Below are 21,868 nucleotides of genomic sequence, written 5' to 3' on the forward strand. Positions count from 1 at the left end.
CATGGCACATCTGTGGCGCGGAGTCCTGCGCGAATACGCCGACCGTCTGGGCGTGACCGACGCCTCGACCGTCGTCACCCTCGGCGAGGGCGGCACGCCGCTCATCCCGGCCCCGTCGCTGTCGCGCCGCACGGGCGCCGACGTGTGGGTCAAATTCGAGGGCATGAACCCGACCGGGTCGTTCAAGGACCGCGGCATGACGGTCGCGCTCTCGCGCGCCGTCGAGCACGGTGCGAAGGCCGTCATCTGCGCGTCGACGGGCAACACGTCCGCCTCTGCCGCCGCATACGCCGCGCACGCCGGCATCACCGCCGCCGTGCTCGTGCCCGAGGGCAAGATCGCGATGGGCAAGCTCAGCCAGGCGGTCGTGCACGGCGGGCAGCTCATCCAGGTCCGCGGCAACTTCGACGACTGCCTCGAGATCGCGCGCGAGCTCGCCGACGACTACCCCGTGCACCTGGTCAACTCGGTCAACCCCGACCGGATCGAGGGGCAGAAGACGGCGGCTTACGAGATCGTCGAGCAGCTCGGCGACGCCCCCGACTTCCACTTCATCCCCGTCGGCAACGCCGGCAACTACACGGCGTACTCCCGCGGCTATCGCGAAGAGGCGGCGCGCGGTGTCTCGACCCGGGTGCCGCGGATGTTCGGCTTCCAGGCCGAAGGATCGGCCCCGCTCGTGCGCGGCGAGGTCGTGAAGAACCCCGAGACGGTCGCCAGCGCGATCCGCATCGGCAATCCCGCCTCGTGGGAGTTCGCCCTCGAGGCGCGCGACGCCACGAACGGCTGGTTCGGCGCGATCGACGACGACCGCATCCTCGCGGCGCAGAAGCTCCTGGCCGGTGAGGTCGGCGTGTTCGTCGAGCCCGCCTCGGCGATCAGCGTCGCGGGTCTGCTGGACCGTGCCGAGGCCGGCGCGGTGCCGGAGGGCGCGCGTGTCGTGCTGACGGTCACGGGCCACGGCCTGAAGGACCCGCAGTGGGCGCTGCGCAATGCCGACGGCTCGACCGTCGAGCCGACCGTCGTCGATGCGGCGACGTCGGAGGTGGCATCGGTCCTGGGGCTGTCGCGCACCGAGGCGACCGCGTGACACAGCCGGAGGGGCCGCTGCTCGTCCGCGTCCCCGCCACGAGCGCGAACCTGGGTCCGGGCTTCGACACGCTCGGCCTCGCGCTGAGCGTGTACGACGAACTCATCGTGACGGCGCTTGACGAAGGCCGGCTCGAGATCGACGTGCACGGCGCGGGTGCCGACGACGTGCCCCGCGACGCGTCGAACCTCGTCGTCTCCACGATCGCGTACGCCTTCGACGCCGTCGGGCAGCGGATGCCGGGGCTCCGCCTCGAATCGCACAACGTCATCCCGCACGGGCGCGGTCTCGGCTCGTCCGGCGCCGCCGTCGTGTCGGGGCTGCTCGCGGCGAAGGGCCTGCTCGCCGGCATCGTCGACCTCGACGACGACACGCTGCTGCGGCTCGCGACCGAGCTCGAAGGCCACCCCGACAACGTCGCACCGGCCCTGTTCGGCGGACTCACGATCGCGTGGGTCGACGAGGGCGGCCCGCAGCACAAGAAACTGCTCGTCAACCGCGGTGTCGCCCCGCTCGTGCTCGTGCCCGATTTCACGATGTCGACGAAGGTCGCCCGCAGCCTGCAGCCGCTGCAGGTGCCCCGCGAAGACGCCGTCTTCAATGTCTCGCGCTCGGCGCTGCTTATCGCCGCGCTCACGCAGAGCCCCGAGCTGCTCTTCGCGGCGACCGCCGATCGGCTGCACCAGAACTACCGCGCCCAGGCCATGCCCGAGACGGACCGGCTCGTGCGGCGACTGCGCGACGCAGGGTACGCCGCCGTCGTCTCGGGAGCCGGCCCTAGCGTGCTCGTGCTCGCCGACGGCCCCGGTGCGCGCCTGGACGCGGCCGCCCTCGCGGCGCAGTCGAGCGACACTCCCTGGGAGGCCCTCATGCTCGCCGTCGACGTCAAGGGTGGTACAGTGAGGGAGCACGCGGAGGACTCCACGCAAACGTGAATCTGGCCTCCGTCGCATTCTGCGAAACCACCGCACGCCTTCCGTGATCGGTCTCTGAGTTCGTCTCGAGCGGTTCCGTCAGGAACCGCACATGAGTCCGCTGAGGACGACACGGAACGGCAACTTGCCGTATGTGTCGGCGCGCGATCGTGCACATCCATTCGTATTCACAAGGGAGAACTCGTGGAGTCCATCTCCGAGATCCACACCGACGCCCAGGCCGACGAGCGCACGGATGCGCCCGAGCAGACGCCGGACGTCACGGCGGCCCAGTCCGCCGCAGAGCCCGCCGCCACGACCGAAGAGGTCGTCGCGGCTGAAGCCCAGCGCGCCCCCGTCGTCGACGCGGCGCCGCCCGCCGCCGCGAGCGACGTCTCCGCCCCGGTCGAGGCGATCGCCGAGGCGGGAGAGGATTCACCCGCGGCCGACACCGCGCCGGTGACCAAGCCCGTCCGCAAGCGCGCCCCGCGCCGCGCCAAGAGCAGCGACGTGCCGCCCGTCGCCGAGGCCCTCGCGGCCGACGCTGCGCCCGCGACCGACGATGCCGCGGCGCCCGCCGCCGAGGCTCCGGCAGCGACGGAGGCTGCGCAAGCCCCCGCCGCGGAAGAAGCGCCCGCAGCGAAGACGCCCGCCAAACGCGCCCCGCGCCGATCGCGCGCGACGAAGGCCGACGCCGAGAAGGCCGCGGCGGAGAAGGCCGCGGCCGACCAGGCCGACGCCGACTCGGTCAAGGACGACGTCGCACCTGCCGCAGACGCGCCGACGTCCGGCAAGGCCGATGTCGACGGCGAGGCAACGGCGACCGAAGCGACCGCCGCCGACCATGACGCCTCCGCAGAGAAGGACACCGCCTCGGCTGCGAAGGACGCCTCCGCGGGGAGGGGCGCTTCCGCGAGGAAGGACGCGTCCGCCGGGAAGAATGCTTCCGCGGGGAAGGACGCTTCTGCAGGGAAGGATGCTTCCGCGGGGGAGAAGGCCGACGCCGACGCCGACAAGAGCGACGACGGCGACCAGCAGAACGAGGGCACGGGGCGCGGTCGCAGCCGCAGCCGCAGCCGCAGTCGCAACCGCAACGGCAGTGGCAACGGTCAAGGCGGCGGCAAGGACCAGCAGGCCCAGAACGCGCCGCAGCCTCAGGCCGAGGCATCCGATTCCGATGACGACGGCGACAAGGGCGGCGGACGCAACCGTCAGCGCAACAAGCGCCGCGGGCAGACCAGCGGTCAGGGCGACGAGTTCGAGACCGAGATCGGCGAGGACGACGTCCTGATCCCGATCGCCGGTGTCCTCGACGTGCTCGACAACTACGCCTTCGTGCGCACCTCGGGCTACCTGCCCGGCCCGAGCGACGTCTACGTGTCGCTGGGGCAGGTCAAGAAGTACAACATGCGTAAGGGCGACGCCGTCGTCGGCTCGATCAAGCAGCCGCGCGAGGGCGAGCAGTCCAGCCGCCAGAAGTACAACGCGCTCGTCAAGGTCGACTCGATCAACGGCCTCTCGGTCGACGACGCCGCGACGCGCGTCGAGTTCGGCAAGCTCACCCCGCTCTACCCGCAGGAGCGCCTGCGCCTCGAGACGGCGCCCGAGAAGCTCACGCAGCGCATCATCGACCTCGTCGCACCCGTCGGCAAGGGACAGCGCGGCCTGATCGTCGCGCCGCCCAAGGCCGGCAAGACGATCGTGCTGCAGCAGATCGCCAACGCCATCGCGACGAACAACCCCGAGGTCCACCTCATGGTCGTGCTCGTCGACGAGCGCCCCGAAGAGGTCACCGACATGCAGCGCACGGTGAAGGGCGAGGTCATCGCCTCGACCTTCGATCGTCCCGCCGAGGACCACACGACGGTCGCCGAGCTCGCCATCGAGCGGGCGAAGCGCCTCGTCGAACTCGGTCGCGACGTGGTCGTGCTGCTCGACTCGATCACGCGCCTCGGCCGTGCCTACAACATCTCGGCGCCGACCTCGGGCCGCGTGCTGTCCGGTGGCGTCGACGCGTCGGCGCTCTACCCGCCCAAGCGCTTCTTCGGAGCCGCTCGGAACATCGAGAACGGCGGATCGCTCACGATCCTCGCGACGGCGCTCGTCGAGACCGGGTCCAAGATGGACGAGGTCATCTTCGAGGAGTTCAAGGGCACCGGCAACAGCGAGCTGCGACTGTCGCGTCACCTGGCCGACAAGCGGATCTTCCCGGCCGTCGACGTCAATGCATCGTCCACGCGCCGCGAAGAGATGCTGCTCTCGCCCGATGAGGTCAAGATCACGTGGAAGCTGCGTCGCGCCCTCGCGGGCCTGGACACGCAGCAGGCCCTCGAGGTCGTGCTGGGCAAGCTCAAGGAGACGCAGTCCAACGTCGAGTTCCTCGTGCAGATGCAGAAGTCGATCCCGGCTCCCGCGCGCGATGCACACGGCAGCGGCGCGCACGACAACAGCATCCGCTGAGCCGATCCTGTTCTCTGAGGCTGTCGTGTTCCCTGAGCGTGGCGTGTTTCGAGAGCGTGTCGTGTTCTCTGAGCTAGTCGTGTTTCCAGAGCGTGGCGTGTTCCTTGAGCCTGTCGTGTTCCCTGAGCTTGTCGTGTTCCCTGAGCTTGTCGTGTTCCCTGAGCCTGTCGAAGGGTGGAGATGTTCGAGTCGGTCAAGGGCCTGATCGAAGAGCACCGTGCCGTCCAGGAGGAGCTCTCCGACCCGGCCGTGCACGCCGACCCCGCCCGGGCGAAGCGGGTCAACCGGCGCTACGCCGAGTTGTCGCGCATCGTGAAGGCGTACGAGGACTGGGTCGCGGCATCCGATGATCTGGATGCCGCGCGCGAACTCGCGAAGGAAGACGACGCGTTCGCCGAAGAGGTGCCCGCGCTCGAGGAGCATCTCGCCCAGGCGCAGGAGCGCCTGCGGCGGCTGCTAATCCCGCGCGATCCCGACGATGCGCGGGACGTCATCATGGAGATCAAGCAGGGCGAGGGCGGTGCCGAGTCGGCGCTGTTCGCGGCCGATCTGCTGCGCATGTACGTGCAGTACGCCGCCTCGATGGGTTGGAAGACCGAGCTTCTCGAGCGCAACGAGTCCGACCTGGGCGGCTACAAGGACGTGCAGGTCGCCATCAAGGGCTCGTCTTCGGATCCGTCGCAGGGTGTGTGGGCGCACCTGAAGTACGAGGGCGGTGTGCACCGCGTGCAGCGGGTGCCCGCGACGGAGTCGCAGGGGCGCATCCACACCTCGACGACGGGCGTGCTCGTCTTTCCCGAGGTCGACGAGCCCGAAGAGATCCACATCGACCCCAACGACCTGAAGATCGACGTGTACCGCTCATCGGGTCCGGGCGGGCAGTCGGTCAACACGACCGACTCCGCCGTGCGCATCACGCACGTGCCCACCGGCATCGTCGTGTCGATGCAGAATGAGAAGTCGCAGCTGCAGAACCGCGAAGCGGGGATGCGGGTGCTTCGGGCCCGGCTGCTGGCCAGGCAGCAGGAAGAGCTCGATGCCGCGGCATCCGATGCCCGTCGATCGCAGATCCGCGGCATGGATCGGTCGGAGCGCATCCGCACGTACAACTTCCCCGAGAACCGCATCGCGGATCACCGCACGGGGTACAAGGCCTACAACCTCGACCAGGTCATGGACGGCGCCCTCGGCCCGATCGTGGAGTCGGCCGTCCAGGCCGACGAAGAGGCGCGCCTCGCGGCCCTCGCCGCCGACTGATCGCGTTCGCCGCCGCCGCCGCCGCCGCTCCCGCGCCGCTCCCGCGCCGCTCGGCGTCGCCGATTGGTGCCACCCCGTTGTCGACTTGCGCCCTGTGCGCGCGACACGCCCGCGTGTTGCTGCATAGGGCGCAAGTGGACGGGTTGGGTGGGGGCGGGTACGGGGCGCGGGTCCCGGGGCGCCGGACCCGCGCCCCGTTGTTAACTTGCGCCTTTTGCCGATGACACGCCCGGCGCGTTGCTGCATGCCCGCGACGCTTCTGTCGCGGCAGCATCCGCGCCGTTCGCCGTCACGAGCTCCGCCGCGCCCCGTTGTTGACTTGCGTCCTATGTGCACGACACGCCGGCGCGTCGCCCACATAAGGCGCAAGTGGACGGGTGGGGCGGCGGGGTGTGGAGAACGTCGCGGGGCATGACGGCGAATGTGACATCTTCGGCGGGTGGAACTGCACGGCGACCCCTCTGAAGCATTCGACCCCCTCGAGCCGTTCCGCGTCGGCGATGCCCTTCGCAACGGCTTCACGCGAACCGACGTCGACGACCCCTTTTTCGACCGCCCGTTCCGCGGGGTGCGCGCCCTCAAGGACGTGACGACGGATGACGCGCACCCGGCGGCGGCGAGGCGCCAGCAGATCACGCGGGCGGCGCAGCGGTTCGTGCCGCTCATGTCGACGCATGACTTCTTCTCGCACACGACAGCGGCCGTGCTGTGGGGCATCCCGCTCCCGCAGCTGCCCGATGCCGACATCGACGTCTCCGTGCTCGCCCCGCGGCGAGCTCACTGCGCGAACGGTGTGCGCGGTCATCAGCTCCATCCGCGCGGAGTCGTGCGACGCACACATCCCGATCACGGTCTCGCGCTTACTGCGCCGGCGACGACGTGGGCTCTGCTCGGCGCCGTGCTGCGGCATCCGTATGATCTGGTCGCCGCTGCGGACGCGATCGTACGCATCGATCGGTTGCCGGGCCCGACATCGCGGGTCCTCGCTCCGGCCCTCGCCTCACGCGCCATGCTCGCGGCATCGATCCCGTCGCGACGGAGGGGAGTGGTCGCGCTGAGAGCCGCGCTCGATCGGGTGCGCGAAGGCGCATCATCGCGCATGGAGACGTGGATGCGGCTGACGATCGTCGACGGCGGTCTGCCCGAGCCCGTTCTGGACCATGACGTGTACGACGACCACCGACGCTTCCTCGGTTGTGTGGATGCCGCGTACCCGGCGGCGAAGATCGCGATCGAGTACGAGGGCGACCATCACCGGACCGACGCCGCGCAGTGGCAGCGCGACATCGAGAAGCACGACGATGTCGTCCGCGCTGGGTGGCGCGTCATCCGGGTCACTCGAGCGCAGCTGTTCGCCGACCCGGCGGGCTTCGTCGCGCGCGTGCGCGCCGCTCTCCGTGCCGCTCGCTGACCACCGCGTCCCCCCCGTTCGTTCTCGCCCCGGGTGCTGACTTGCGCCCTGTGCGCGAGGCGCGCCGGTGTGTCGCCGCACAGGGCGCAAGTCGGTGAGTGGGGCGGGGCATCATCGGCACCACGCACGGACGGCAGTGGCGCTAGGTTCGGGGGCGTGATCATGTTTCTCATCCGCGCGGGTATCTTCCTGGCATCCGCTGCTGTCGGCCTCATCGCGGCCAGCCTCATCCTCCCGGGCTTCCATATCGAGTGGCGCAGCTGGTGGGGCTTCCTCCTCGCGATCGTCATCTTCGCGGTGTTGCAGAGCGTGCTCGCGCCGTGGCTCGCGCGCGTCGCGCAGCGCAACGCGCCGGCCCTGCTCGGCGGCATCGGCATCGTCTCGACGTTCGTCGCGCTGCTCGTCGTCGTGCTCATCCCGGGCGCGGGATTGACGATCGGCGCGCCGTGGTGGACCTGGCTTCTCGCGCCCGTCATCGTGTGGCTGTTCACTGCACTCGCGACGTGGCTCCTGCCCGCGATCTTCATCAAGAGGAAGCTCGACGCCAGGCGCGGAAAGGGCGAGTAGGCCGTCACCACCGCTCGAGGTCGCAGCGCGCTGCCCGCTTCGGTCACGGCGCGCAGCGAGGTGGATGCCGCGCCCCGCGCTCGCGGCCGGCGAAGGCCTGCCCCGTGATCCGCGCACACGCCCGCTCCCGATCGTCGACTTGCGCCTCGTGCGTGCGACACGCCGTCGTGTCGCCGCAGAGGACGCAAGTCAACGATGGAGGCGCCGCAGTGGGCGCACGTCCAACCGAGGACGGCGCCGCAAAGCGCGCAAGTGAACCGATGGGGGCGCCGCAGCGCGCGCACATCGAGGGGCGAAGCAGCGTCTTCGACTTGCGCCTCGTGCGTGCGACACGCCGTCGTGTCGCCGCAGAGGACGCAAGTCAACCGATGGAGGCGCCGCAGAGCGCGCAAGTCAACGATGGAGGCGCCGCAGCGCGCGCACGTCGACGGGCGAAGCGGCGCACGTGCGCCGAGGTCAGCGCAGGTCAGATCGAGTACTCGGGCGCCATCAGGATCGAGCGGGTCTCCTCGCCGGCGCGGCGGGTACGCGGCTTGGCCGGCACACCGACCAGAACGCTGTCGGGCGGCGCGTCCTTCGTGACGACGGCGTTGGCGCCCACGACGGAGTGCGCGCCGATCGTGATGGGGCCGAGGATCTTCGCCCCCGCGCCGACAGCGACGCCGTCTTCGAGCGTGGGGTGGCGCTTGCCGCCTTCGCGCTGACGGCCGCCGAGCGTCACGCTGTGGTACAGCATGACGTCGTCGCCCACCTCGGCGGTCTCGCCGATCACGACGCCCATGCCGTGGTCGATGAAGAACCGGCGTCCGATGACCGCGCCGGGGTGGATCTCGATGCCGGTGAGCCAGCGGGTCAGCTGCGAGCCGGCGCGCGGGAGGAAACGCAGACCGCGCCGCCAGAGCGCGTGCCACACCCGGTAGGCCCAGACGGCGTGCAGGCCCGAGTACAGCACCGCGATCTCGAGGCCGCCCCGCGCCGCGGGATCACGCAGCCGTGCCGCGGCGATGTCCTCGCGGATGCGAGCCACAGGCCCCACGTCAGTCCTCGCGCAGGTCTTCGAACAGCGCCGTCGTGAGGTAGCGCTCGCCCGTGTCGGGCAGGACGACGACGATCTTCTTGCCGGCGTTCTCGGGACGCTTGGCCACCTCGAGTGCGGCCCAGACGGCGGCACCCGAGGACATGCCCACGAGCAGTCCTTCCTTCGCCGCGAGGTCGCGCGCGAGCGCGAGCGACGGCTCGAACTCGACGGCGATGACCTCGTCGAGGACGTCGCGGTCGAGGATGGCCGGGACGAAGTTCGGACCAATGCCCTGGATCTTGTGGGGGCCGGGGTGACCCTCGGTGAGGATGGGGGAGTCCTTCGGCTCGACGGCCACGATCTGCACGCCGGGCTTGCGCTCCTTGAGCACCTGACCGACGCCGGTGACCGTGCCGCCCGTGCCGATGCCGGCGACGAACACGTCGACCTCGCCGTCGGTGTCGCGCCAGATCTCCTCGGCGGTCGTCGCGCGGTGGATCGCGGGGTTCGCCTCGTTCTCGAACTGGCGCACCCACACGGCACCGGGCGTCTCTTCGACGATGCGCTTGGCCTCGTCGACCGCGAGAGCCATGCCCTTGGTCGGGTCGGTCAGCACGAGCTCCGCACCGAAGGCCTTCAGCAGCACGCGGCGCTCCTTCGACATCGACGCCGGCATCGTGAGGATGACGCGGTAGCCGCGCGCCGCGCCGACCATCGCGAGCGCGATACCGGTGTTGCCGCTCGTGGACTCGACGATCGTGCCGCCGGGCGTCAGCTCGCCCGAAGCCTCAGCGGCGTCGATGAGCGCGATGCCGAGGCGGTCTTTGACGCTCGATGCGGGGTTGAAGAACTCGAGCTTGGCGTACACCTCGGCCACAGCGCCGTCGGTGACCCGATTGAGGCGAACCAGCGGGGTGTTGCCGAACGCAGTCGTGATGTCGGAATGAATACCGGGCATGTCGGGCCTTTCGGGGAGGATCGTGACCGTCATCCAGCCTAGAGGAGCGCGGGGCACCCGGGCCGAGTATGACGCCACGCCGCGGATAGGCTGGTCAGCTCATGGACACACCTTCCGCGCTCTCCGCCGTCGTCCGTCGCGGTGTCGAGTCCCTCGCGCAGGCCGGCGTCGCCGAGCCCGTCGTCGACGCCGAACTGCTCGCGGCGCACGTGCTGGGCACGAACCGCGGAAGCGTGCAGGCCGCGCTCGTGCGCGGCGACGAGATCTCACCGACGGATGCTGCGCGCTACGACGCGCTCATCGCTCGACGCGCGACGAGGGAGCCGCTCCAGCACCTGACCGGCACGGCGCCCTTCCGCCACCTCGAGCTGAAGGTGGGCCCGGGTGTTTTCGTGCCGCGCCCCGAGACCGAGATCGTCGCGCAGCTCGCGATCGACGCGCTGCGCGCCGCGGCATCCCCCGCTCCGATCGCGGTCGATCTCGGAACGGGCAGCGGAGCCATCGCCCTCGCGATGGCGACCGAAGTGCCGCACGCCCTGGTGCACGCGGCCGAGAACTCCGCCGACGCGTTCGGCTGGACGACACGGAACTTCGAGGATGTCGGCGCCGACAACGCGCGCCTGACCTTCGTCGACCTCGCCGAGGCGTTCCCCGAGCTCGACGGGTCCGTCTCGGTCGTGGCATCCAATCCTCCCTACGTGCCGGATGCCGCGATCCCACGGGATCCCGAAGTGCGGATGTACGACCCACCGGCCGCGCTCTACGGGGGTGCGGACGGCCTCGACGTCGTGCGGGTGCTCAGTCGTGTGGGCCTGCGCCTCGCGCACCCGGGCGGCATGATCGTCATCGAGCACGGGGAATGGCAGGGCGCGCCGATCCGGCAGCTGCTCGCCGCCGACGGATGGCGCTCCACGGCGACCCACCCCGATCTGACGATGCGCGATCGCGCGACGACGGCCGTGCGGCCCTGAGCCACAGGGGAACACCGGCCCGCGCTGATTAGACTGTCCGGGTCATGTCCTCCCTCTTCGACTGCCGCGACGAGTCGCAGCTGCTCCCCGGCATGCGCGAGGCGCGACGCGCCGTGGCACGCGGCGGGCTCATCGTCCTGCCCACCGACACCGTGTACGGCGTCGGTGCCGACGCGTTCTCGGCCGCCGCCGTGCAGCGGCTGCTCGACGCCAAGGGGAGGGGCCGTCAGTCGCCGCCGCCCGTGCTCGTGCCGGGCATCGACACGCTGCGGGCGCTCGTCGCCGACGTGCCCGAGCCCGTGGAGCGGCTCGTCGAGGAGTTCTGGCCGGGCGGTCTCACGATCGTCATGCCGGCCCAGCCGTCGCTCACGTGGGATCTCGGTGAGACCCACGGCACCGTCGCGGTCCGGATGCCCGACCACCGCATCGCCCTCGAGCTCCTCGCCGAGACCGGCCCACTCGCCGTCTCGAGCGCGAACCGCACGGGCGAGTCGGCGGCCGTGATGATCCACCAGGCGCAGCAGATGCTGGGCGATGCGGTCGACGTCTACCTCGACGGCGGACCGTCCGCGACGGGGATCGCGTCGACGATCATCGACGCGACGAGCTTCGTCGGCGGAACCCGGCCTCTCGTGCGGGTCCTGCGCGACGGCGCCGTCGACCGCGCGCGCCTGCGTGCCGTCATCGGCGATCTCCTCGAACCCGACCCCGAGGAGCACGGCGACGGCGAGGGCGCGTGAAGCAATACATCTTCACGATCATCCTCACCGCGGCGCTCACCTTCGCGCTCTCGTGGGGTGTGTGGCGGCTGAGCCTGAAGTACAAGCTGTATCCGGGGATCCGCGAACGCGACGTGCACAAGCAGCCGACGCCGCGGCTCGGCGGCATCGCGATGTTCCTCGGGGTGACGGCGGCCTTCCTCGTCTCAGCCCAGAACCCCTTCTTCGAGCTCGTGTGGGCGGCGCCCGAGCGCATCTGGGCGATCCTCGCGGCGACCCTGCTCATCGTCGTCGTCGGCGTCGCCGATGACCTCTGGGACCTCGACTGGATGATCAAGCTCGGGGCGCAGTTCCTCGCGGCCGGCTGCATCGCGTGGTTCGGTGGACTGCAGATCTACGCCCTGCCGATCGGCGGCATGACGGTGTGGTCGGGCTGGATGAGCTTCACCCTCACGGTCTTCGCGATCGTCGTCGTGATGAACGCCGTCAACTTCATCGATGGTCTCGACGGTCTCGTCGCCGGTGTCTGCCTCATCGCCAACGTCGTGTTCTTCGCGTACTCGTACCTGTTCGCCCGCGACACCGGCGCCAGCACCTACTTCAACCTCGCCTCGTTCATCGCCGCGGTCCTGATCGGCGTCTGCATCGGATTCCTGCCCATGAACTGGAGCCCCGCGAAGCTGTTCATGGGCGATTCGGGTGCCCTCCTGCTCGGGCTGCTCATGGCGACGTCGGCGATCGCGATCACGGGACAGCTCGAGCCGTCCATGCTCGACCCCGACGAGTTCGGCCGGTCGCAGCTGCTGGGTGCCTTCATCCCGATCCTGCTGCCGATCGTGGTCGTGCTGCTGCCGCTGCTGGATTTCGGGTTGGCCGTCATCCGTCGCGTCAGCAAGGGCAAGTCGCCGTTCTCTCCCGATCGCAAGCACCTGCACCACCGCATGCTCGACATGGGCCACACCGATCGCGACGCCGTGCTGATCTTCTACGCGTGGACGGCCGTCGTGAGCCTCGGCTTCCTGCTGATGTACATCGGCACTCAGTCCGATTGGCCGGGGGACTACCTGTTCGGGGTCGCCTTCGGCGTCGTCGGCGTCGCGGTGTGCCTCGTGCTGACCTTCCTTCCCTCGCGCCGGCGCTCGCCGGTCGCCGCCAGACCCCAGGAGAACGCCCGATGAGCACCAGCCCGGTTTCGAGCACCCCGATCCTGCGCACCACCCTGCTGTGGTCCGCCGTCGTGACGGCGGTCCTCGCCGTCGTCGGCGCGGTCCTCGGCTTCCTCATCGCCGGCACCGACGGACTGTGGAGTGCACTGGCGGGTGTCCTCCTGGCGGCGATCTTCCTCGCCATCACGGGCACGAGCATCCTGATCGCCAACCGGTGGTACGGCGATCCGATCTACGTGCCGCTCTTCTTCGGCATCGTGATGGGCGGCTGGATCCTCAAGTTCATCGTGTTCATCGTCCTGCTGCTCGTTCTCCGCGACCAACCGTGGATGCATCCCACGATCTTCTTCGTCGCCGTCGTCGTGAGCGTGCTGGCCGCCCTCGCGATCGACGTCGTCGTCATGCTGCGCATGCGCATCCCGCACGTGAGCGACGTGACGCTGCCGACGTCTGATCCGGATGCTGCGCCTCATTCCGCACCGGTGCTCGACGAGAACAAGGGACCGGATGCGGATTCAGGTGGCTCCAAGGTTTGATAGGCTGGATCCCGCGCCCGCCCGCTCGGTTTCCGAGTGCTTGCGGAGTGACGCTCACCGACCATCGTCGCAACGGTCCTAGACCGGTGCCCCGAAGCTGGAGCCCGCGCTGATTACTCAAGCTGCGACCCTGATCGCCCACGCCACCGTGGACGAGGGACCCGAGTTCCACGGACCCTCGATCACGGAATTCTTCCCCGAAGCGATCTTCACGATCGGTGGGTTCGAGTTCAACCGGATCCACATGGTCCAGATCATCGCGACCATCGCCGTCGTGCTGGTCTTCTGGATCGGCACCCGGCGCATGAAGCTCGTGCCCGGCCGTTTCCAGAGCCTCGTCGAGATGGGCCTGGACTTCGTCCGCGTCAACATCGCCGAAGACCTCCTGGGCAAGAAGGACGGCCAGCGGTTCCTGCCCATCCTCACGACCATGTTCTTCATGATCCTGTTCATGAACCTGACCGGGGTCATCCCGTTCCTGAACATGCCCGGCACGGGCATCATCGCGGTGCCGCTGCTGCTCGCGCTGGTGAGCTACTTCACGTTCATCTACGCGGGTGTCAAGAAGAGCCCGAAGAACTTCTTCAAGAACGCGCTGTTCCCCTCGGGCGTTCCGCCGGTTCTCTACATCATCGTCACGCCGCTCGAGTTCATCTCGACGTTCATCATCCGGCCCGTGACGCTGACCCTCCGACTGCTCATGAACCTCATGGTCGGTCACCTCATGCTGGTCCTGTTCTTCGCAGCGACCCACTTCTTCCTCCTGGACCTCGGCGGGTGGTGGTCGGCGCTGGCTGCAGGCTCCCTCGCCTTCGGCTTCGCCTTCACAGCATTCGAGCTGCTGGTCGCCTTCCTCCAGGCATACGTCTTCGCCATCCTCACCGCGGTCTACATCCAGCTCGCGGTGGCTGAAGAGCACTGAGCGGGCAGGCTCGCGCCTACCCACCCAACCGAAAGGAAACACCCCCGTGGACGCAACTACGGTTCTCGCCCAGGTCTCCGGTTCGATCGCAACCGTCGGCTACGGCCTCGCCGCCATCGGTCCCGCCATCGGCGTGGGCATCGTCGTCGGCAAGACGATCGAGGGCGTCGCCCGTCAGCCCGAGCTGGCCGGCCGCCTGCAGGTCCTCATGTGGATCGGTATCGCCTTCACCGAGGCACTCGCCTTCATCGGCATCGCCACCGCCTTCATCTTCGGCTACTGATCCCTCCCACCAGTCTTAAGGAGACAGGATGCTGAACGCTCTTGTCACGTACGCCGCGGAAGAGGGCGAGTACAACCCGCTCATCCCCGCGTGGTACGACATCATCTGGTCAGCGGTTTGCTTCGTCGTCATCCTCTTCGTCTTCTGGAAGGTCGCCCTTCCCAAGATGAAGACGATGCTCGACCAGCGTGCCGTTGCGATCGAAGGCAACATCGCCAAGGCCGACGAGGCACAGCGCAAGGCCGAGGCCGCGCTGGCCGAGTACACGGCGCAGCTCGCCGACGCCCGCAAGGAAGCCGGAGAGATCCGCGACGCCGCGCGTGAAGATGGCAAGAAGATCGTCAGCGAGGCGAAGGAGAGCGCAACCGCCGAGGCGGCCCGCGTGACCGCGTCCGCGCACGCGCAGATCGAAGCCGAGCGTCAGAGCACCCTGGTGTCGCTGCGCAGCGAGGTGGGCACGCTCGCCCTCGACCTCGCCGGCGGAGTCATCGGCGAAACGCTCTCGGACGACGCGAAGGCACAGGCGGTCGTGGACCGCTTCCTCGCCGACCTCGAGGCGTCCGAAGGAGCAAAGGCGTAATGGGCAGCGCGACCACTCAGGCCCTCGCGGCGACGACGGCGGCGCTCGACGCCGCGTCGGGAGTCGATCTCGACGTCGCCCGCGAGCTGTTCGCCGCGGCGCGGGCCGTCGGCGACTCGTCGCAGCTGAGCGGCGCGCTCGCCGACTCCGCCGCAGCGCCCGCTGCACGGCGCAAGGTCGTCACCGATGTCTTCGCATCGGCGCTGTCGGCGACGACGCTCTCGCTGCTGACCAGCGCGGTCGATCAGCGGTGGTCCTCGGCGTCGGATCTCATCGACGGCATCGAGGAGCTCGCCGTCCGCGTCACGGCGCTGGCGACAGCCGGTGCCGACGTCGAGGGGGAGCTGTTCCGGTTCTCCCGCACGGTCGCCGAGAACCCCGAACTCGAGCTCGCTCTGGGCAGCCGCCTGGGCGACGCGTCGGCGAAGGGCGCTCTCATCGAGAAGCTCCTCGGCTCGCGCGCGCACCCGGCGACGACGCTCATCGTGTCCTCGCTCGTGCAGCAGCCGCGTGAGCGGCGTGTGCGTCAGATGCTCGCCCGCGCGGAACGCCTCGTCGCCGATCAGCGGGGCCGCAAGGTCGCGACGGTCGTCACGGCCGTACCGCTGAGCGAGACGCAGTCCACCCGCCTCGCCTCGCTGCTCGCGCAGCGCTACGGTGCGGCCGTGGCGCTCAACACCGTCGTCGACCCTTCGGTGGTCGGCGGCCTGCGCGTGCAGATCGCCGACGATGTGATCGACGCGAGCGTGTCGTCACGGCTGGCCGACCTGCGGCAGCGGCTCGCGGGGTAGTACAGACTTCCCGCCGGTTCAGCCGAACCGGCGGAGACTTCGGGGCCGACGCCCCACACCGTAGTGAAAACAAAGGGAAGACAATGGCAGAACTGTCAATCAGCCCCGACGTCATCCGTGACGCGCTGAAGGATTTCGTCGCCGCGTACGAGCCCACCGGGGCCGCGGCGACCGAGGTCGGCACCGTCATCGACGCCGCCGACGGCATCGCGCACGTCGAGGGCCTGCCCGGCGTCATGGCGAACGAGCTCGTGACCTTCGCGAACGGCACGCTGGGCCTCGCACAGAACCTCGACGAGCACGAGATCGGTGTCGTCGTGCTCGGCGAGTTCTCCGGCATCGAAGCCGGCCAGCAGGTCACGCGCTCCGGCGAGGTCCTGTCGGTCGCCGTCGGCGACGGCTTCCTCGGCCGCGTCGTCGACCCGCTCGGCAACCCGATCGACGGTCTCGGCGAGATTTCGCCCGTCGACGGCCGTCGCGCGCTCGAGCTGCAGGCGCCCGGCGTCATGCAGCGCAAGAGCGTGCACGAGCCCCTCCAGACCGGCATCAAGGCGATCGACGCCATGATCCCCGTCGGCCGCGGTCAGCGTCAGCTCATCATCGGTGACCGCCAGACCGGCAAGACGGCCCTGGCGATCGACACGATCATCAACCAGAAGGCCAACTGGGCCTCGGGCGACCCGTCGAAGCAGGTGCGCTGCATCTACGTCGCGATCGGTCAGAAGGGCTCGACGATCGCCTCCGTCAAGGGCGCGCTCGAAGACGCCGGCGCGATGGAGTACACGACGATCGTCGCCGCTCCCGCATCCGACCCCGCCGGCTTCAAGTACCTCGCTCCGTACACCGGCTCGGCCATCGGCCAGCACTGGATGTACGACGGCAAGCACGTCCTGATCATCTTCGACGACCTGTCGAAGCAGGCCGAGGCCTACCGCGCCGTGTCGCTGCTGCTGCGCCGCCCGCCGGGCCGTGAGGCCTACCCGGGTGACGTCTTCTACCTGCACTCGCGTCTGCTCGAGCGTTGCGCGAAGCTCTCCGACGAGCTGGGTGCCGGTTCGATGACGGGTCTGCCCATCATCGAGACGAAGGCCAACGACGTCTCGGCCTACATCCCGACCAACGTGATCTCGATCACCGACGGCCAGATCTTCCTGCAGTCCGACCTGTTCAACGCCAACCAGCGTCCCGCTGTCGACGTCGGCATCTCGGTCTCGCGAGTCGGCGGTGACGCTCAGGTCAAGTCGATCAAGAAGGTGTCGGGAACGCTCAAGCTCGAACTGGCGCAGTACCGCTCTCTCGAGGCGTTCGCGATGTTCGCGAGCGACTTGGATGCGGCATCCCGTCGTCAGCTGGCGCGCGGTGCGCGACTGACCGAGCTGCTCAAGCAGCCGCAGTACTCGCCGTACCCCGTCGAGGAGCAGGTCGTCTCGATCTGGGCCGGCACGAACGGCAAGCTCGACACGCTCGAGGTCGAAGACGTGCTGTCCTTCGAGCGCGAGCTGCTGGACTACCTGCGCCGGAACACGTCGATCCTCGACACGCTCCGCGAGACCAACGTCCTCGATGACGCGACCGTCGCCGAGCTCGACAAGAAGACCGATGAGTTCATCCTCGAGTTCCGGGCGGGCAAGGGCCAGGCGATCGGCAAGCCGGGACACGAAGAGGTCGCGGCCGCTGCGGCGGACGACGTGAACCAGGAGAAGATCGTCAAGGGCCGCCGCTAACCGCGGGCTGGACAGGAACCATGGGCGCACAACTGCGGGTCTACAAGCAGAAGATCAGTTCTGCTCAGACGACCAAGAAGATCACGAAGGCGATGGAACTCATCGCGGCTTCGCGTATCCAGAAGGCGATGGCGCGTGTTCGCGCGTCGTCGCCCTTCGCGAGGGCCGTGACACGGGCCGTCTCCGCCGTGGCGACACACTCCAACATCGACCACCCGCTGACCGTCGAACGCGAGACGATCCGTCGCTCCGCCGTCGTGATCTTCACGTCGGACCGCGGCCTGGCGGGCGCCTTCAACTCGCAGATCCTCCGAGAGGGTCTCGAGCTGGCCGAGCTCCTGCGTCAGCAGGGCAAGGAGCCGGTGTTCTACCTGGTGGGCCGCAAGGCCGTCGGATACTTCCAGTTCCGTCGGATGGATGCTGCCGCCGAATGGACGGGCGACACCGACACGCCGCACTTCTCGACGGCCGAAGAGATCGCAGCCGTGCTGCTGGACTCGTACGACCGCAGCGGGCAGGACGGCGGAGTCGACGAGATCCACCTCGTCTACAACCGGTTCGTCAGCATGATGACCCAGACGCCGGAGCAGGTTCGCCTGCTGCCGCTCGAGGTCGTCGAAGCCGAAGAAGAGACGTCGGCGCAGGTGTACCCGCTGTACGAGTTCGAGCCTGACGCATCCGTCGTGCTCGATGCCCTCCTGCCGGTGTACATCCAGAGCCGCGTGTTCAACGCCCTCCTGCAGTCGTCGGCGGCCAAGCACGCCGCGACGCAGAAGGCGATGAAGTCTGCGAGCGACAACGCCGACAAGCTCATCACCGACTACACGCGCCTGCGCAACAACGCACGCCAGGCCGAGATCACGCAGCAGATCGCCGAGATCGTCGGCGGCGCCGACGCGCTCTCGTCCGGCAAATAGATCCCACGAAAGAGAAGAAGCCATGAGCCTCACCGCTGAAAAGACGGACACCTCCGTCGTCGGCCGCGTCGCGCGGGTCACCGGCCCGGTCGTCGACATCGAGTTCCCGCACGATGCGATCCCCGACATCTACAACGCGCTGAAGACGACGATCGTCATCGACGGCGAGTCCAACGAGATCACGCTCGAGGTCGCTCAGCACCTCGGTGACGACCTCGTCCGGGCGATCGCCCTCAAGCCCACGGACGGCATCGTCCGCGGCCAGGAGGTGCGCAACACCGGCGAGCAGATCACTGTTCCGGTCGGCGACGTCACCAAGGGCAAGGTCTTCAACGTCACGGGTGACATCCTCAACGCCGAGCCCGGCGAGAAGATCGAGATCACCGAGCGCTGGCCCATCCACCGCAAGGCGCCGAACTTCGACCAGCTCGAGTCGAAGACGCAGATGTTCGAGACCGGCATCAAGGTCATCGACCTGCTCACCCCGTACGTGCAGGGTGGAAAGATCGGCCTCTTCGGCGGTGCCGGCGTCGGCAAGACCGTCCTCATCCAGGAGATGATCCAGCGCGTCGCGCAGGACCACGGTGGCGTCTCGGTGTTCGCCGGTGTCGGCGAGCGCACGCGTGAGGGCAACGACCTCATCGCCGAGATGGACGAAGCCGGCGTCTTCGACAAGACCGCCCTCGTCTTCGGCCAGATGGACGAGCCGCCGGGAACGCGTCTGCGCGTCGCCCTGTCGGCGCTGACGATGGCGGAGTACTTCCGCGACGTGCAGAAGCAGGACGTGCTGTTGTTCATCGACAACATCTTCCGCTTCACGCAGGCCGGTTCCGAGGTCTCGACGCTGCTCGGCCGTATGCCGTCGGCCGTGGGTTACCAGCCGAACCTCGCCGACGAGATGGGTGTGCTCCAGGAGCGCATCACCTCGACGCGCGGTCACTCGATCACCTCGCTGCAGGCCATCTACGTCCCCGCCGACGACTACACCGACCCGGCACCGGCGACGACGTTCGCGCACCTCGACGCCACGACCGAGCTCTCGCGTGAGATCGCGTCGAAGGGTCTGTACCCCGCCGTCGACCCGCTGTCCTCGACGAGCCGCATCCTGGACCCGCGCTACATCGGTGACGACCACTACCGTGTGGCGACCGCCGTCAAGCAGATCCTCCAGAAGAACAAGGAACTGCAGGAGATCATCGCGATCCTCGGTGTCGACGAGCTCTCCGAAGAGGACAAGATCGTCGTGTCGCGTGCACGCCGCATCCAGCAGTTCCTCTCGCAGAACACCTACATGGCCAAGAAGTTCACCGGTGTCGAGGGATCGACGGTTCCGATCAAGGAGACGATCGAGTCGTTCGACGCCATCGTCAAGGGTGACTTCGACCACGTCGCCGAGCAGGCGTTCTTCAACGTCGGCGGCATCTCCGACGTCGAAGAGCAGTGGGCACGCATCCAGAAGGAGAACGGCTGATCATGCCGCTCAACGTGAGTCTCGTCTCCGCGGACGCGGAGGTCTGGTCGGGGGAGGCGTCGATCGTCGTCGCCAAGACCGTGCTGGGCGAGATCGGCTTCATGCCCGGTCACGAGCCCGTGCTCGCGATCCTCGCCGAGGGGCAGGTGCGCATCACCGAGACCTCGGGGACGAAGATCGTCGCGAACGCCGAATCCGGCTTCCTTTCGATGTCGGGTGACGAGCTGACGATCGTCGCGGGCAACGCGGCGCTCATCTCCTGAACGCTGACACCTCGAACGCCGCCCGGTCCGCCGGGCGGCGTTCGCCTTTTCGTGAGGTCATCTGATCATGCTCGTGCTGCTGCCACCCTCCGAGACGAAGCGCCCGGGGGGAACCGGGGGGCCGCTCGACCTCGCACGGCTGGCCCTGCCCGGCTTGCAACCGCAGCGCGAGCGGGTCACGGCCGCGCTCGTGGGCCTTTCCGCCGACCCCGATGAGGCCGCGCGCGTCCTGAAGCTCAGCGCCCGTCAGGTAGACGAGGTCGGCGTGAACGCCGCCCTGCACAGTGCATCGACGATGCCTGCCGTCGATCGCTACACCGGCGTGCTGTACGACGCCCTGGATGCCGGATCGATCGACCCTGCCGCACGCCGGTGGCTCGGGCGTCACGTACTCATCCACTCGGCGCCGTTCGGTCCGGTCGGCGCCCTCGACCCGATTCCGGCCTATCGGCTCGCGGCGGGCGCGTCGCTTCCGGGGCTCGCGCCGCTGCGACGGGAATGGGCGGATGCCGTCACGGCGGCGTTCGCCGAGACGTCGACGCCGTTCCTGCTCGATCTGCGCTCCGAAGCGTACGTCGCACTCGGGCCCGTGCCGGCCGATGCGGAGTCGGCGTATGTGCGTGTCGTCACGGAGGGCGCGGACGGAACCGCCCGCGCTCTGAACCACTTCAACAAGCGTGCGAAGGGGCTCCTCGTGCGGAGTCTCGCGACGACGCGCCCGCGCATCGGCTCGCGTCGTGGCTTCGTGCGCTGGTGCGAGGCGGCGGGGCTGCGTATCCGCGACGGCGCCTCCGGCGAGCTCGAACTTTTCGCCTGAACGCCGGTCGCCGGCCGGGGGTGATCCCCCCGAAACGCACGTTGCGCACGCGCGCGGACGCGGAGTGTCGCTAGCATGTACGCCGCGGGCGCTCTGCTCGCCGGTGCCGTGAAAACACGCGTATCGACACCAGCGGTCTAGGAGGCCGTCTCTTGTCTGATTACTACGACTACGGCGGGGCGTGGGCGTTCGCCTGGCTCCTGCTGATTCTTCCGTTCCTTCTGATCTTCGCACTCGCGGGATATCTCATCTCGTCGTGGTTCCTGATGAAGATCTTCGAAAAAGCCGGTGTGGAAGGCAAGTGGCGCGCATGGGTGCCGATCTACAACGTCATGGTCTTCGCCAAGCTCGGTGACCTTTCTCCGTGGGTCATGCTCGGCGCGATCGTCGCCTCGTCGCTGCTCGGCCAGATCCCGCTCATCGGCTGGATCTTCAGCATCGTCGCGGTGGCGGCCGCTGTCCTGGTCGGCTGGCGCGTCGGGCTCAAGCTCGGCAAGGACTGGCCGTTCCTGCTGCTGTGGCTCATTCCGGGTGTCGGCTCACTCATCTGGCTCGGCATCCTCGCCTTCTCGTCGTCGGCGTGGAACCCCGGTATCCGCCCCGCTCCGTGGGTGAACTCGTTCCTCAAGGACAACGTCGTGTGGCAGGGCATTCCGGTGCAGCCGGGTGCCCCCGTCGGTGGGTCCGCCTACGGGCAGCCGACCGCCGGCTACCAGGCTCCGCCCGCGGGCTACCAGCCCTCGCCCGGATACCAGCCGCCCGCGGCACCTCCGACCGGCTACACGCCTCCGCCCGTGCCGCCCGCGGGTTACGCGCCGCCCCCGGCGCCGCCTTCGGGCTACACGCCTCCGCCCGCGCCGCCCGCGTCCGCTGAGCCCCCGGCATCGCCCGAGCCTCCCGCGTCGCCCGAGCCCCCCGCGTCGCCTGAGCCTCCCGCGTCGCCTGAGCCTCCCGCGTCGCCTGAGCCTCCCGCGTCGCCCAAGCCCCCCGCCGGACCGGACGCTCCCGACGCACCGCGACCCTGACCCCGGCG

General features: G+C 68.9%; 22 protein-coding genes. 20 read left to right on the plus strand and 2 right to left on the minus strand.

Going from position 1 to position 21,868, the window contains the following annotated elements; genetic code table 11:
- Position 1: 1 nt before the first annotated feature.
- From thrC to ACFC3F_RS11865, 6 genes are all read left to right on the plus strand, one after another.
- Positions 2 to 1,090: a threonine synthase gene (gene thrC / locus ACFC3F_RS11840; protein ID WP_376129718.1), complete on the plus strand. Its 1,089-nt coding sequence runs from the start codon at positions 2 to 4 to the stop codon at positions 1,088 to 1,090.
- On the plus strand, positions 1,087 to 2,025 hold the full coding sequence (gene thrB, locus ACFC3F_RS11845) for a homoserine kinase (protein WP_376129721.1): 939 nt from the start codon (positions 1,087 to 1,089) through the stop codon (positions 2,023 to 2,025). Before thrC ends, thrB begins: the two co-directional genes overlap by 4 nt.
- Before the next feature lie 183 nt (positions 2,026 to 2,208).
- Positions 2,209 to 4,464 carry a transcription termination factor Rho gene (gene rho / locus ACFC3F_RS11850; protein ID WP_376129724.1) on the plus strand — a complete coding sequence of 752 codons (2,256 nt, stop codon included), beginning with the start codon at positions 2,209 to 2,211 and terminating at the stop codon, positions 4,462 to 4,464.
- 180 nt (positions 4,465 to 4,644) lie between these two features.
- Positions 4,645 to 5,721, plus strand: coding sequence for a peptide chain release factor 1 (gene prfA, locus ACFC3F_RS11855; RefSeq protein ID WP_376129776.1), 1,077 nt, complete (start codon positions 4,645 to 4,647; stop codon positions 5,719 to 5,721).
- 439 nt (positions 5,722 to 6,160) lie between these two features.
- Positions 6,161 to 7,132: a hypothetical protein gene (locus tag ACFC3F_RS11860; RefSeq protein WP_376129727.1), complete on the plus strand. Its 972-nt coding sequence runs from the start codon at positions 6,161 to 6,163 to the stop codon at positions 7,130 to 7,132.
- A gap of 162 nt (positions 7,133 to 7,294) precedes the next feature.
- Positions 7,295 to 7,699: a hypothetical protein gene (locus tag ACFC3F_RS11865; protein WP_376129779.1), complete on the plus strand. Its 405-nt coding sequence runs from the start codon at positions 7,295 to 7,297 to the stop codon at positions 7,697 to 7,699.
- 466 nt (positions 7,700 to 8,165) lie between these two features.
- On the opposite strand, the gene epsC is transcribed toward ACFC3F_RS11865, so the two are convergent.
- Entirely contained in the window at positions 8,166 to 8,726 is a 561-nt protein-coding gene (epsC, locus tag ACFC3F_RS11870) for a serine O-acetyltransferase EpsC (protein WP_376129730.1), read from the minus strand.
- 10 nt (positions 8,727 to 8,736) lie between these two features.
- Entirely contained in the window at positions 8,737 to 9,675 is a 939-nt protein-coding gene (cysK, locus tag ACFC3F_RS11875) for a cysteine synthase A (protein WP_376129781.1), read from the minus strand.
- A 101-nt stretch (positions 9,676 to 9,776) separates the two neighbouring features.
- On the opposite strand from cysK, the gene prmC reads away from it, so the two are divergent.
- From prmC to ACFC3F_RS11945, 14 genes are all read left to right on the plus strand, one after another.
- Positions 9,777 to 10,646, plus strand: coding sequence for a peptide chain release factor N(5)-glutamine methyltransferase (gene prmC / locus ACFC3F_RS11880; RefSeq protein WP_376129733.1), 870 nt, complete (start codon positions 9,777 to 9,779; stop codon positions 10,644 to 10,646).
- 44 nt (positions 10,647 to 10,690) lie between these two features.
- Positions 10,691 to 11,386 (plus strand): L-threonylcarbamoyladenylate synthase, encoded by a 696-nt coding sequence (locus ACFC3F_RS11885; RefSeq protein ID WP_376129736.1) that lies wholly within the window; start codon positions 10,691 to 10,693, stop codon positions 11,384 to 11,386.
- The gene (locus tag ACFC3F_RS11890) at positions 11,383 to 12,543 is read left to right on the plus strand and encodes an MraY family glycosyltransferase (protein WP_376129739.1); all 1,161 of its coding nucleotides are present in this window, start codon (positions 11,383 to 11,385) and stop codon (positions 12,541 to 12,543) included. Before ACFC3F_RS11885 ends, ACFC3F_RS11890 begins: the two co-directional genes overlap by 4 nt.
- Positions 12,540 to 13,067 (plus strand): hypothetical protein, encoded by a 528-nt coding sequence (locus ACFC3F_RS11895; RefSeq protein ID WP_376129741.1) that lies wholly within the window; start codon positions 12,540 to 12,542, stop codon positions 13,065 to 13,067. The genes ACFC3F_RS11890 and ACFC3F_RS11895 overlap by 4 nt, the downstream gene beginning before the upstream one ends.
- A 148-nt stretch (positions 13,068 to 13,215) precedes the next feature.
- Positions 13,216 to 13,989: a F0F1 ATP synthase subunit A gene (gene atpB / locus ACFC3F_RS11900; RefSeq protein WP_376129744.1), complete on the plus strand. Its 774-nt coding sequence runs from the start codon at positions 13,216 to 13,218 to the stop codon at positions 13,987 to 13,989.
- A gap of 46 nt (positions 13,990 to 14,035) precedes the next feature.
- Positions 14,036 to 14,272 carry an ATP synthase F0 subunit C gene (gene atpE / locus ACFC3F_RS11905; protein WP_141882353.1) on the plus strand — a complete coding sequence of 79 codons (237 nt, stop codon included), beginning with the start codon at positions 14,036 to 14,038 and terminating at the stop codon, positions 14,270 to 14,272.
- A gap of 28 nt (positions 14,273 to 14,300) precedes the next feature.
- The gene (locus ACFC3F_RS11910; protein ID WP_376129747.1) at positions 14,301 to 14,852 is read left to right on the plus strand and encodes a F0F1 ATP synthase subunit B; all 552 of its coding nucleotides are present in this window, start codon (positions 14,301 to 14,303) and stop codon (positions 14,850 to 14,852) included.
- Positions 14,852 to 15,643 carry a F0F1 ATP synthase subunit delta gene (locus ACFC3F_RS11915; RefSeq protein ID WP_376129750.1) on the plus strand — a complete coding sequence of 264 codons (792 nt, stop codon included), beginning with the start codon at positions 14,852 to 14,854 and terminating at the stop codon, positions 15,641 to 15,643. Before ACFC3F_RS11910 ends, ACFC3F_RS11915 begins: the two co-directional genes overlap by 1 nt.
- 83 nt (positions 15,644 to 15,726) lie before the next feature.
- The gene (gene atpA, locus ACFC3F_RS11920; RefSeq protein ID WP_376129753.1) at positions 15,727 to 17,367 is read left to right on the plus strand and encodes a F0F1 ATP synthase subunit alpha; all 1,641 of its coding nucleotides are present in this window, start codon (positions 15,727 to 15,729) and stop codon (positions 17,365 to 17,367) included.
- A gap of 20 nt (positions 17,368 to 17,387) precedes the next feature.
- Entirely contained in the window at positions 17,388 to 18,284 is an 897-nt protein-coding gene (locus ACFC3F_RS11925) for a F0F1 ATP synthase subunit gamma (RefSeq protein WP_376129755.1), read from the plus strand.
- Positions 18,285 to 18,306: 22 nt separating this feature from the next.
- Positions 18,307 to 19,755 (plus strand): F0F1 ATP synthase subunit beta, encoded by a 1,449-nt coding sequence (atpD, locus tag ACFC3F_RS11930; RefSeq protein WP_376129758.1) that lies wholly within the window; start codon positions 18,307 to 18,309, stop codon positions 19,753 to 19,755.
- A 2-nt stretch (positions 19,756 to 19,757) separates the two neighbouring features.
- Positions 19,758 to 20,018: a F0F1 ATP synthase subunit epsilon gene (locus ACFC3F_RS11935; RefSeq protein WP_376129762.1), complete on the plus strand. Its 261-nt coding sequence runs from the start codon at positions 19,758 to 19,760 to the stop codon at positions 20,016 to 20,018.
- 67 nt (positions 20,019 to 20,085) lie between these two features.
- Positions 20,086 to 20,835 (plus strand): YaaA family protein, encoded by a 750-nt coding sequence (locus ACFC3F_RS11940; RefSeq protein ID WP_376129765.1) that lies wholly within the window; start codon positions 20,086 to 20,088, stop codon positions 20,833 to 20,835.
- Between the two features lie 152 nt (positions 20,836 to 20,987).
- Positions 20,988 to 21,860 (plus strand): large exoprotein, encoded by an 873-nt coding sequence (locus tag ACFC3F_RS11945; RefSeq protein ID WP_376129768.1) that lies wholly within the window; start codon positions 20,988 to 20,990, stop codon positions 21,858 to 21,860.
- Positions 21,861 to 21,868 lie beyond the last annotated feature (8 nt).

It is taken from the genome of Microbacterium sp. NPDC055910, assembly GCF_042271185.1.
In the GTDB taxonomy this organism is placed as follows: domain Bacteria; phylum Actinomycetota; class Actinomycetes; order Actinomycetales; family Microbacteriaceae; genus Microbacterium.

Coding starts and splice junctions, on each gene's coding strand:
- thrC (WP_376129718.1), top strand. CDS start 2: ATGGCACATCTGTGGCGCGGAGTCCTGCGCGAATACGCCGACCGTCTG.
- prfA (WP_376129776.1), top strand. CDS start 4,645: ATGTTCGAGTCGGTCAAGGGCCTGATCGAAGAGCACCGTGCCGTCCAG.
- ACFC3F_RS11865 (WP_376129779.1), top strand. CDS start 7,295: ATGTTTCTCATCCGCGCGGGTATCTTCCTGGCATCCGCTGCTGTCGGC.
- cysK (WP_376129781.1), bottom strand. CDS start 9,675: ATGCCCGGTATTCATTCCGACATCACGACTGCGTTCGGCAACACCCCG.
- prmC (WP_376129733.1), top strand. CDS start 9,777: ATGGACACACCTTCCGCGCTCTCCGCCGTCGTCCGTCGCGGTGTCGAG.
- ACFC3F_RS11885 (WP_376129736.1), top strand. CDS start 10,691: ATGTCCTCCCTCTTCGACTGCCGCGACGAGTCGCAGCTGCTCCCCGGC.
- ACFC3F_RS11895 (WP_376129741.1), top strand. CDS start 12,540: ATGAGCACCAGCCCGGTTTCGAGCACCCCGATCCTGCGCACCACCCTG.
- ACFC3F_RS11910 (WP_376129747.1), top strand. CDS start 14,301: ATGCTGAACGCTCTTGTCACGTACGCCGCGGAAGAGGGCGAGTACAAC.
- ACFC3F_RS11915 (WP_376129750.1), top strand. CDS start 14,852: ATGGGCAGCGCGACCACTCAGGCCCTCGCGGCGACGACGGCGGCGCTC.
- atpA (WP_376129753.1), top strand. CDS start 15,727: ATGGCAGAACTGTCAATCAGCCCCGACGTCATCCGTGACGCGCTGAAG.
- ACFC3F_RS11925 (WP_376129755.1), top strand. CDS start 17,388: ATGGGCGCACAACTGCGGGTCTACAAGCAGAAGATCAGTTCTGCTCAG.
- atpD (WP_376129758.1), top strand. CDS start 18,307: ATGAGCCTCACCGCTGAAAAGACGGACACCTCCGTCGTCGGCCGCGTC.
- ACFC3F_RS11935 (WP_376129762.1), top strand. CDS start 19,758: ATGCCGCTCAACGTGAGTCTCGTCTCCGCGGACGCGGAGGTCTGGTCG.
- ACFC3F_RS11940 (WP_376129765.1), top strand. CDS start 20,086: ATGCTCGTGCTGCTGCCACCCTCCGAGACGAAGCGCCCGGGGGGAACC.